The organism is Verminephrobacter aporrectodeae subsp. tuberculatae (assembly GCF_026127385.1).
GTDB classification, from domain to species: domain Bacteria; phylum Pseudomonadota; class Gammaproteobacteria; order Burkholderiales; family Burkholderiaceae_C; genus Acidovorax; species Acidovorax aporrectodeae.
This window is the reverse complement of sequence record NZ_QZCX01000004.1, coordinates 41,244-52,183: the sequence shown is the minus strand read 5'-3', so window position 1 is coordinate 52,183 and position 10,940 is coordinate 41,244. Positions and strand designations below refer to the sequence as shown.

Annotated in this window: 1 protein-coding gene; it reads right to left on the bottom strand. The window is 66.2% G+C overall.

The window, feature by feature from the left end; all coding sequences use genetic code 11:
* Positions 1-10,251, bottom strand: a 10,251-nt coding sequence (locus D5041_RS21670; protein ID WP_265285793.1) for a SwmB domain-containing protein, incomplete at its 3' end; no start/stop codon positions are given.
* Positions 10,252-10,940: the final 689 nt, after the last annotated feature.

Below are 10,940 nucleotides of genomic sequence, written 5' to 3'. Positions count from 1 at the left end.
CGTGGGCTTGGTGTAGCTGACGGTCACCGTCTCCGTTGCGGCCACGGCGCGGCTCAGTGTCAGCGTCACGGTCTTGTCCGTTATGTGCACTGCGACTCCGGTGACGGTGATGGCCGTCGTGCCTGCGGCGGTGTTCACCGTAAAGCCTGCGTTGCCCACGAGTGCTGTCGCGTCCAGGGTGCCCGCTTCCCTGTACGTGAGCACCAGCTTGTCGCCAGTGACCACGGCGGTGTTGATCTCCGGAGCCGTGGTGTCTGCTCCGGGTGTGGTGCCCGGCGTGTTGTTGGTCACCGCCCTTTCGCTGAAGTTCGCTGCGTCGTTGCCCGCAGCGTCCTGCACCACGGCGCCGGATTCGGGCTTGGTGTAGCTGACGCTCACCGTCTCCGTTGCGGCCACGGCGCGGCTCAGTGTCAGCGTCACGGTCTTGTCCGTCGCGTTTACCACGGCGCTGCTCACGGTGATGGCCGTTGCACCAGCGGCGGTGTTCACCGTGAAGCCGGCGTTGCCAGCGAGCGCTGCCCCGTCCAGGGTGCCCGCTTCCGTGTACGTGAGCACCAGTTGGTTGCCGGTGACCACGGCGGTGTTGATTACCGGAGCCGTGGTGTCCGATCGCGTGCGATGGGTCACGGTCTGGTTGCTGAAGCTCACTGCGTCGTTGCCCGCAGCGTCCTGCACCACGTTGTCGCCGCTCGTGGGCTTGGTGTAGCTCACGGTCAGCGTCTCCGCACTGGTTACGGGGCGGCTCAGCGTCAGCGTCACGGTCTTGCCTGATACGGCCACACGACTTACGCTGATGACCGCATTGCCCGCGCTGTTGACCGCAAAGGCCGAGGCGGCTGCGGTGTTGGTGGCATCCAGGTTGCCATCGTCGGTGTAGCTCAGCACCAGTTGGTTGCCGATGACCACGGCGGTGTTGAGCACCGGGGCCGTGGTGTCCGATGGCGTGGGCGTGCCATGGGTCACGGTCTGGTTGCTGAAGCTCACTGCGTCGTTGCCGGCTGCGTCCTGCACCACGTTGTTGCCCGTGGGCTTGGTGTAGCTCACGGTCAGCGTCTCCGTGCTGGTTACGGCGCGGCTCAGCGTCAGCGTCACGGTCTTGCCCGATACCGCCACGCTGTTCACGCTGATGGTCGCATTGCCTGCGCTGCTGACCGCAAAGGCCGAGGCGGCTGCGGTGTTCACGGCATCCAGGCTGCCCTCTTCGGTGTAGCTCAGCACCAGCTTGTCGCCGGTGACCACGGCGGTGTTGATCACCGGGGCCGTGGTGTCCGATGGCGTGCCATGGGTCACCGCCTGGCTGCTGAAGTTCACTGCGTCGTTGCCCGCAGCGTCCTGCACCACGGCGCCGGATTCGGGTTTGGTGTAGCTGACGGTCACCGTCTCCGTTGCGGCCACGGTGCGGCTCAGTGTCAGCGTCACGGTCTTGGCCGTGGCGTTCACCACGGCGCTGCTCACGGTGATGGCCGTTGCGCCAGCGGCGGTGTTCACCGTAAAGCCTGCGTTGCCCGTGAGGGCTGCCCCGTCCAGGGTGTTGGCTTCTGTGTACGTGAGCACCAACTGGTTGCCGGTGACCGTGGCGCTGCTGAATACCGGGGCCGTGGTGTCTGCTGCGGGCCGGGTGTCCACGGTGTAGTTGGGGCTGCTGGCTTCACCCACGCCGGCGTTGCCAGCGGCGTCGGTCACCCCGGTGAGAGCTACGTTGATGACATTCGACGGGGCGTTGACGTTGGCCGCGGGCGTGAAGGTGGCCGTCCAGACCGTGCTCGCAGCGTTGGCCGTGGGCGAGCTCAGCGTGCCGCTGGTGCACGTGATGTCGCTGCTGTCAAAGCCGTTGACGGGCCGGTTGAAGGTGAAGGTGACGGTGGTGGTCTCGCCCGTGGTGAGCGCGCTGTCGGCCAGCGTGATCTCGACATTGAGCGCGGATGGGGCTGGCGTGCTGTTGGTCACCGCCTGGCTGCTGAAGTTCACTGCGTCGTTGCCCGCAGCGTCCTGCACCACGGCGCCGGATTCGGGTTTGGTGTAGCTGACGGTCACGGTCTCCGTGCTGGCCACGGCGCGGCTCAGTGTCAGCGTCACGGTCTTGTCCGTTGCGTTTACCACGGCGCTGCTCACGGTGATGGCCGTTGCACCAGCGGCGGTGTTCACCGTAAAGCCGGCGTTGCCCGCGAGGGCTGCCCCGTCCAGGGTGTTGGCTTCCGTGTACGTGAGCACCAGCCGGTTGCCGTTGACCACGGCGCTGCTGAACACCGGGGGCGTGGTGTCTGCTGGCGCGGGCGTGGTGCCATGGGTCACGGCCCGGTCGCTGAAGTTCGCTGCGTCGTTGCCGGCTGCGTCCTGCACCACGGCGCCGGTCGCGGGCTTGGTGTAGCTGACGGTCACCGTCTCCGTTGCGGCCACGGTGCGGCTCAGCGTCAGCGTCACGGTCTTGGCCGTGGCGTTTACCACGGCGCTGCTCACGGTGATGGCCGCTGCGCCAGCGGCGGTGTTCACCGTAAAGCCTGCGTTGCCCGCGAGCGCTGCCCCGTCCAGGGTGTTGGCTTCCGTGTACGTGAGCACCAGTTGGTCGCCGTTGACCGCAGCGCTGCTGACGCTGGGGGACTGAACGTCAATGTCGTAGGTGATCGTGGAGTCCGCCGTGCCCACCCCTGCGGTGCCCGCGCGGTTCGTGATTTCGGTCAGGTTCACGCGGATCTTGTTGCCCGTCGAACCGTTGGCGAGGAGAACATTCGCGGCGATATCAAGGGCATCCGGGGCCGCCAGCGTGACCGTCCAGGTCGTTCCGCCGTCGGTGCTTTGCAGGTTGGACAGCTTCGCGCCTCCGCCCACGGTCAGGTCGGCGGTGGTGAAGCTGTCGGTCGCGATGGCTTCGGCGAAGCGGATGGTGACAGTGGCACTTTCGCCAAAGCTCAGTTTGTTGTCGCTGATCGTGATCGGATCGGTCGCCGCCAGCGTGGGACCCTGCGTGCCCGGTGGCGTTGCCGTGCTGTGGGTCACAGGCTGGCTGCTGAAGTTCGCTGCGTCGTTGCCGGCCGCGTCCTGTACCACAGCGCCGGATTCGGGCTTGGTGTAGCTGACGGTCACCGTCTCCGTGCTGGCCACGGCGCGGCTCAGTGTCAGGGTGACGGTCTTGGCCGTTGCGCTTACCACGGCGCTGCTCACGGTGATGGCCGTTGCGCCTGCGGCGGTGTTCACCGTGAAGCCTGCGTTGCCCGCGAGCGCTGCCCCGTCCAGGGTGCCCGCTTCCGTGTACGTGAGCACCAGCTGGTTGCCGGTGACCACGGCGGTGTTGATCACCGGGGCCGTGGTGTCCGATGGCGTGCCATGGGTCACGGCCTGGTTGCTGAAGTTCACTGCCTCGTTGCCGGCAGCGTCCCGCACCCCGTTGCCGAGCGTGGGCTTGGTGTAGCTGACGGTCACCGTCTCCGTTGCGGCCACGGCGCGGCTCAGTGTCAGCGTCACGGTCTTGTCCGTTATGTGCACTGCGACTCCGGTGACGGTGATGGCCGTCGTGCCTGCGGCGGTGTTCACCGTAAAGCCTGCGTTGCCCACGAGTGCTGTCGCGTCCAGGGTGCCCGCTTCCCTGTACGTGAGCACCAGCTTGTCGCCAGTGACCACGGCGGTGTTGATCTCCGGAGCCGTGGTGTCTGCTCCGGGTGTGGTGCCCGGCGTGTTGTTGGTCACCGCCCTTTCGCTGAAGTTCGCTGCGTCGTTGCCCGCAGCGTCCTGCACCACGGCGCCGGATTCGGGCTTGGTGTAGCTGACGCTCACCGTCTCCGTTGCGGCCACGGCGCGGCTCAGTGTCAGCGTCACGGTCTTGTCCGTCGCGTTTACCACGGCGCTGCTCACGGTGATGGCCGTTGCACCAGCGGCGGTGTTCACCGTGAAGCCGGCGTTGCCAGCGAGCGCTGCCCCGTCCAGGGTGCCCGCTTCCGTGTACGTGAGCACCAGTTGGTTGCCGGTGACCACGGCGGTGTTGATTACCGGAGCCGTGGTGTCCGATCGCGTGCGATGGGTCACGGTCTGGTTGCTGAAGCTCACTGCGTCGTTGCCCGCAGCGTCCTGCACCACGTTGTCGCCGCTCGTGGGCTTGGTGTAGCTCACGGTCAGCGTCTCCGCACTGGTTACGGGGCGGCTCAGCGTCAGCGTCACGGTCTTGCCTGATACGGCCACACGACTTACGCTGATGACCGCATTGCCCGCGCTGTTGACCGCAAAGGCCGAGGCGGCTGCGGTGTTGGTGGCATCCAGGTTGCCATCGTCGGTGTAGCTCAGCACCAGTTGGTTGCCGATGACCACGGCGGTGTTGAGCACCGGGGCCGTGGTGTCCGATGGCGTGGGCGTGCCATGGGTCACGGTCTGGTTGCTGAAGCTCACTGCGTCGTTGCCGGCTGCGTCCTGCACCACGTTGTTGCCCGTGGGCTTGGTGTAGCTCACGGTCAGCGTCTCCGTGCTGGTTACGGCGCGGCTCAGCGTCAGCGTCACGGTCTTGCCCGATACCGCCACGCTGTTCACGCTGATGGTCGCATTGCCTGCGCTGCTGACCGCAAAGGCCGAGGCGGCTGCGGTGTTCACGGCATCCAGGCTGCCCTCTTCGGTGTAGCTCAGCACCAGCTTGTCGCCGGTGACCACGGCGGTGTTGATCACCGGGGCCGTGGTGTCCGATGGCGTGCCATGGGTCACCGCCTGGCTGCTGAAGTTCACTGCGTCGTTGCCCGCAGCGTCCTGCACCACGGCGCCGGATTCGGGTTTGGTGTAGCTGACGGTCACCGTCTCCGTTGCGGCCACGGTGCGGCTCAGTGTCAGCGTCACGGTCTTGGCCGTGGCGTTCACCACGGCGCTGCTCACGGTGATGGCCGTTGCGCCAGCGGCGGTGTTCACCGTAAAGCCTGCGTTGCCCGTGAGGGCTGCCCCGTCCAGGGTGTTGGCTTCTGTGTACGTGAGCACCAACTGGTTGCCGGTGACCGTGGCGCTGCTGAATACCGGGGCCGTGGTGTCTGCTGCGGGCCGGGTGTCCACGGTGTAGTTGGGGCTGCTGGCTTCACCCACGCCGGCGTTGCCAGCGGCGTCGGTCACCCCGGTGAGAGCTACGTTGATGACATTCGACGGGGCGTTGACGTTGGCCGCGGGCGTGAAGGTGGCCGTCCAGACCGTGCTCGCAGCGTTGGCCGTGGGCGAGCTCAGCGTGCCGCTGGTGCACGTGATGTCGCTGCTGTCAAAGCCGTTGACGGGCCGGTTGAAGGTGAAGGTGACGGTGGTGGTCTCGCCCGTGGTGAGCGCGCTGTCGGCCAGCGTGATCTCGACATTGAGCGCGGATGGGGCTGGCGTGCTGTTGGTCACCGCCTGGCTGCTGAAGTTCACTGCGTCGTTGCCCGCAGCGTCCTGCACCACGGCGCCGGATTCGGGTTTGGTGTAGCTGACGGTCACGGTCTCCGTGTTGGCCACGGCGCGGCTCAGTGTCAGCGTCACGGTCTTGTCCGTTGCGTTTACCACGGCGCTGCTCACGGTGATGGCCGTTGCACCAGCGGCGGTGTTCACCGTAAAGCCGGCGTTGCCCGCGAGGGCTGCCCCGTCCAGGGTGTTGGCTTCCGTGTACGTGAGCACCAGCCGGTTGCCGTTGACCACGGCGCTGCTGAACACCGGGGGCGTGGTGTCTGCTGGCGCGGGCGTGGTGCCATGGGTCACGGCCCGGTCGCTGAAGTTCGCTGCGTCGTTGCCGGCTGCGTCCTGCACCACGGCGCCGGTCGCGGGCTTGGTGTAGCTGACGGTCACCGTCTCCGTTGCGGCCACGGTGCGGCTCAGCGTCAGCGTCACGGTCTTGGCCGTGGCGTTTACCACGGCGCTGCTCACGGTGATGGCCGCTGCGCCAGCGGCGGTGTTCACCGTAAAGCCTGCGTTGCCCGCGAGCGCTGCCCCGTCCAGGGTGTTGGCTTCCGTGTACGTGAGCACCAGTTGGTCGCCGTTGACCGCAGCGCTGCTGACGCTGGGGGACTGAACGTCAATGTCGTAGGTGATCGTGGAGTCCGCCGTGCCCACCCCTGCGGTGCCCGCGCGGTTCGTGATTTCGGTCAGGTTCACGCGGATCTTGTTGCCCGTCGAACCGTTGGCGAGGAGAACATTCGCGGCGATATCAAGGGCATCCGGGGCCGCCAGCGTGACCGTCCAGGTCGTTCCGCCGTCGGTGCTTTGCAGGTTGGACAGCTTCGCGCCTCCGCCCACGGTCAGGTCGGCGGTGGTGAAGCTGTCGGTCGCGATGGCTTCGGCGAAGCGGATGGTGACAGTGGCACTTTCGCCAAAGCTCAGTTTGTTGTCGCTGATCGTGATCGGATCGGTCGCCGCCAGCGTGGGACCCTGCGTGCCCGGTGGCGTTGCCGTGCTGTGGGTCACAGGCTGGCTGCTGAAGTTCGCTGCGTCGTTGCCGGCCGCGTCCTGTACCACGGCGCCGGATTCCGGCTTGGTGTAGCTGACGGTCACCGTCTCCGTTGCGGCCACGGCGCGGCTCAGTGTCAGCGTCACGGTCTTGGCCGTCGCGCTTACCACGGCGCTGCTCACGGTGATGGCCGTTGCGCCAGCGGCGGTGTTCACCGTAAAGCCTGCGTTGCCCGTGAGGGCTGCCCCGTCCAGGGTGTTGGCTTCTGTGTACGTGAGCACCAACTGGTTGCCGGTGACCGTGGCGCTGCTGAATACCGGGGCCGTGGTGTCTGCTGCGGGCCCGGTGGTGTCCACGGTGTAGTTGCCGCTGCTGACTTCACCCTCGCCGGCGTTGCCAGCGTCGTCGGTCACCCCGGTGAGAACTACGTTGATGGTATTCGCCGGGGCGTTGACGTTGGCCGTGGGCGTGAAGGTGGCCGTCCAGACCGTGCGCGCGGCGTTGGCCACGGGCGCGCTCAGCGTGCCGTTGGTGCACGAGAGGTCGGGGATGTCAAAGCCGTTGACGGGCCGGGTGAAGGTGAAGGTGACGGTGGTGGTCTCGCCCGTGGTGAGCGCGCTGTCGGCCAGCGTGATCTCGACATCAAGCGCGGCTGGGGCTGGCGTGCTGTGGGTCACCGCCCTTTCGCTGAAGTTCGCTGCGTCGTTGCCCGCAGCGTCCTGCACCACGGCGCCGGATTCGGGCTTGGTGTAGCTGACGGTCACCGTCTCCGTTGCGGCCACGGTGCGGCTCAGCGTCAGCGTGACGGTCTTGGCCGTGGCGTTCACCACGGCGCTGCTCACGGTGATGGCCGTTGCGCCAGCGGCGGTGTTCACCGTAAAGCCTGCGTTGCCTGCGAGCGCTGCCCCGTCCAGGGTGTTGGCTTCCGTGTACGTGAGCACCAACTTGTCGCCGGTGACCACGGCGGTGTTGATCACCGGGGCCGTGGTGTCTGCTGGCGTGCTGTGGGTCACGGCCTTTTCCCTGAAGTTCGCTGCCTCGTTGCCGGCAGCGTCCCGCACCCCGTTGCCGAACGTGGGCTTGGTGTAGCTGACGGTCACCGTCTCCGTTGCGGCCACGGCGCGGCTCAGTGTCAGCGTCACGGTCTTGTCCGTTATGTGCACTGCGACTCCGGTGACGGTGATGGCCGTCGTGCCTGCGGCGGTGTTCACCGTAAAGCCTGCGTTGCCCACAAGTGCTGTCGGGTCCAGGGTGCCCGCTTCCCTGTACGTGAGCACCAGCTTGTCGCCAGTGACCACGGCGGTGTTGATCTCCGGAGCCGTGGTGTCTGCTCCGGGTGTGGTGCCCGGCGTGCTGTTGGTCACCGCCTGGCTGCTGAAGTTCACTGCGTCGTTGCCCGCAGCGTCCTGCACCACGGCGCCGGATTCGGGTTTGGTGTAGCTGACGGTCACGGTCTCCGTGTTGGCCACGGCGCGGCTCAGCGTCAGCGTCACGGTCTTGGTCGTGGCGTTTACCACGGCGCTGCTCACGGTGATGGCCGCCGTGCCTGCGGCGTTGTTCACCGCATAGCCGGCGTTGCCTGCGAGCGCTGCTCCGTCCAGGGTGTTGGCTTCCGTGTACGTGAGCACCAACTGGTTGCCGTTGACCGTGGCGGTGTTGATCTCCGGGGCCGTGGTGTCGATGGTGTAGGTGTGTGTGGTGAATGGATATCTCCCGTCTCCGTTCGCGCCGCTCAGAGTGCCTCCTCCGCACCGCCTGCCTTCCTTATCGGTCACGTCTTCGATATACAGAAGGATGAGGTTGTCAGTCGAGTTGCCGGAATCCGGGGCCTTCAGGTCGAACTTCCAAGTGATGTTCCCGTCCGTGGTGCGCAGGTTCGACAACTCGCCCTTGTCGGTTATCACCTCATACGTTCCGGGCCTGACAGTCTTCAGGTCAGCAAGGGAGAAGGTAAGCGGGTCCACCGCTCTGGTGAAGACGATGGTGTAGGTGCAGGTCTCGTTAGCGGAAAGGACGAGGTCAGAGCATTCGACGCTGGCGATGGTGGTGAGGGTGTTGGGGTCGGGGATGGTGGCGCTGGATGTGTTGTTCGTCACCGCCCGGTCGCTGAAGCTCACTGCGTCGTTGCCCGCAGCGTCCTGCACCACGGCGCCGGATTCGGGCTTGGTGTAGCTGACGGTCACCGTCTCCGTTGCGGCCACGGCGCGGCTCAGTGTCAGCGTCACGGTCTTGGCCGTCGCGTTTACCACGGCGCTGCTCACGGTGATGGCCGTTGCGCCAGCGGCGGTGTTCACCGTAAAGCCGGCGTTGCCCGTGAGGGCTGCTGCGTCCAGGCTGTTGGCTTCGGCGTACGTGAGCACCAGCTGGTTGCCGGTGACCGCGGCGCTGTGGAACTCCGGGGCCGTGGTGTCTGGTGGCGCGGGCGTGATGTTCGTCACATCCCGGTTGCTGAAGTTTGCTGTGTCGTTGCCGGCAACGTCCTCGACCCCCGCCATGGTGTGGCTGAGGGTCACCGTCTCGCGGTAGGCCACGGCGCGGCTGAGCGTCAGCGTAACGGTGTTGTGCGTCGCGTCCACCACAGCGCCGGTGACGGTGATGGCGGTGCCACCAGCGCTGCTGACCGTAAAGCCTGCGTTGCCTACGAGCGGCAACCCGCTCAGGTTCTCCGCTTCGATATAGACCAGCACCAGCTGATTCCCGTTGACCGTGGCGCTACTCAGCACCGGGGCCGTGGTGTCTGCTCCTGTTGGCGTGTTGTTGGTCACTGCCTCCGTGAAGCTGACCGCCTGGTTGCCATGCACGTCCTGCAGCACATTGCCGGCCCCGGGCTTGGTGTAGGTGACTTTTACCGTCTGATCGTGGGGCATGCGGTGCAAGAGTGTCAGCGTCACGGTCTTGGCCGTCGCGTTCACAACGGCGCTGCCAATAACGTTCTTCCACCAAGTCGGGCTGCCGTCGGGCCTGAAGCCGTCGGACCTTACATAAAGGTTATCGTTCGGCAGCAGCTCAACCAGCGAAACATCGTCCAAGTCGCTCTGATCGGTGAAGTGGATCACCAGTTGGTTGCCGCGGACCGTGGCGCTGTGGAACACCGGGGGCGTGGTGTCTGCTGCTGCTTCTGGCGTGTCGTTCCTCACAGCCCAGTTGCTGAAGTTCACCGCGTCGTTGCCGGCTGCGTCCTGCACCACGTTGCCGGCTCCGGGCTTGACGTAGCTGACGCTTACCGTCTCACCATGGGCCACGGTGCGGCTGAGCGTCAGCGTGACGATCTTGGTCGTCGCGTCCACCACGGCGCCGGTGACGGTAATGGCCCTGCCTGCGGCGCTGTGGACCGTAAAGCCGGCGTTGCCCGCGAGCGCCGCCCCGTCCAGGCTGTTGGCTTCCGTGTACATGAGCTCCAGTTGGTTGCCGTTGACCACGGCGATGTTGATCACCGGGGGCGTGGTGTCAACTTGCGTGTTGTTGGTCACCGCCATGTTGCTGAAGTTCGCCGCATTGTTGCCGGCAACGTCCCGCACCCCTTGACCGAACGCGGGCTTGGTGTAGTTGACGGTCACCATCTCCGCTACGGCCACGGCGCGGCTCAGTGTCAGCGTCACGGTCTTGGCGTATATGTTCATCGCGGCGCCGGTGACGGTGATGGCCGCCGTGGCGGTGTTGACCGTAAAGCCGGCATTGCGCACGAGTGCTATCGGGTCCAGGGCGCCGGCTTCCGTGTACGTGAGCACCAGTTGGTTGCCTTCGACCGTGGCGGTGTTGACCACCGGGGGCGTGGTGTCTGCTGCCGTGGACCCTGTTGGCGGCATGGGCCATATTTTTGTTTTGGCGCTGTCCTCCTCGGTGACCCTATCGGCTATTTCGGCTGGTGATGTGTTGTCAGGCATGGTTTTCCTTTCAAGGTGAAGGTGCGATGGACGAAATTGGGGCTCCTGTCGCGCTATGGACAGGGCCCTTGGTTTGCTGCGGTGGTGCACGCGCCGGGTGCCTGGGCGCGAGCGCCGCGCCGTGGACCCGCAGCGCGGCTGGGCGCCAGGGGGGACAGTCTTGGCCGGGGTGGTGACGCTTTGGACGTTGCTCTTGGAGTGCACTGCTGCGCGCCGGAGAACTGCCGGAGCCCGCGCGCAATGTGCATGGCCAGGTGCCGCTGTGACCGCCAGCGCCAGAGGCGCAGGATGCTGCTGCTGGCGCTCAGGCCCGCACCGGCTCGGTCAATCTTCTGATCACGGCGCGCCTGGGCGCCAGGGTGGCGGTCTTGCCCATGGCGGCGAGGCGCCGGACGCTGATCCTGGGGTGCGCCGCCGGAGCCCGCCGGCAGTGCGGATGCCCCTGTGGCGCGGGGGCCGGCGGACGTTGCGTTGGGTGCCTCGCCGACGCCGGAGGGCGGAACGATGCGGCTGGCGCTGCTGTAGCCCCGAGCAGTCCGGGAGTCAGGGCAGGACCTGCTCCGCCGCGTTAGGCTCAACTCCCGCATAAAGAGGCATTTCTCTGTCGTCATGGAAACAATCAATAACGCTTTAAAACGCCGTCAGTGTAACCCACGTTTCTCTTGAACGTTCTGACCCTGTCCAATTTT